We start from the raw sequence: 869 nt of genomic DNA, 5'->3' as shown, positions 1-869 counted from the left end.
GGACTCCACTGAGCGTTAATCAAAACTGAATGCAGGCAACGGAAAAAAACCACTCAGTCAGGCTGTGTGAAAACCTGGCAATMTGCATCGCGGTTTAAGAAAATGCCCCGTATCGAAAGATACGGGGCATTTTTGTAGTCATGGCTTACATCCAAGGTCAAGCACGCGATCAGATCAGCCTTTTTCCGGTTTCACTGGAGGATTTAATCCCTGGGATCACCTCGTTCGCGTGATTGATGCCGTCGTTGCCAAGCTCGATCTCATACGCTTGGGGTTCGACAAGGCGGTGCCCAAAAGCACAGGCCGCCCCTCTTACGATCCGGCAGATCAGCTCAAGCTCTATCTGTACGGCTATTTCCAGCGTATCCGCTCCTCCCGTCGTCTCGAAGCCGAATGCCAGCGCAACATCGAAGTCATGTGGTTGCTCAACCGCCTCAAACCCGATTTCAAGACCATTGCTGACTTTCGCAAGGGCAACAAACAAGCGTTCAGTGCAACGTTTCGGGTCTTCGTTCAGTTCTGCCGTACGGTCGGTTTGATTGCTGGCGGCCTGGTTGTCATTGATGGCAGCAAATTTCAGGCGGTAGCTTCTTCGCGGCGCCATCTGAACGTAAAACAGCTCAAGCGCCAGCAGGAAAAACTGGATAAGCGCATCGCCCAAAATCTGGCCGAACTGGATGAGGCCGATAACGCCGAATCGGGTGAAACCATTGATCGCAGCGCCATCAGGACAGCGCTAGAGCAACTTGAAGCCCGGCAACGTTGCAGCAGAGCGAACTGAGCGTGACCGCCGATGCGGGCTACTCCAACGGCAAGCAGTTCCAGACGTGTGAAGAGGCGGGCATTACGGCATACGTACCGCCCAACCG

The 869-nt window shown here is 54.0% G+C and carries 1 pseudogene; it reads left to right on the top strand.

Annotated features, from left to right (window positions below):
* Window positions 1–140 precede the first annotated feature (140 nt).
* Window positions 141–869: pseudogene (locus AC1DVH_RS31950) on the top strand (transposase); the annotation flags it as partial.

This window comes from Pseudomonas sp. P4_C3 (assembly GCF_056402075.1).
This window is presented reverse-complemented; position numbering and strand designations above follow the sequence as displayed.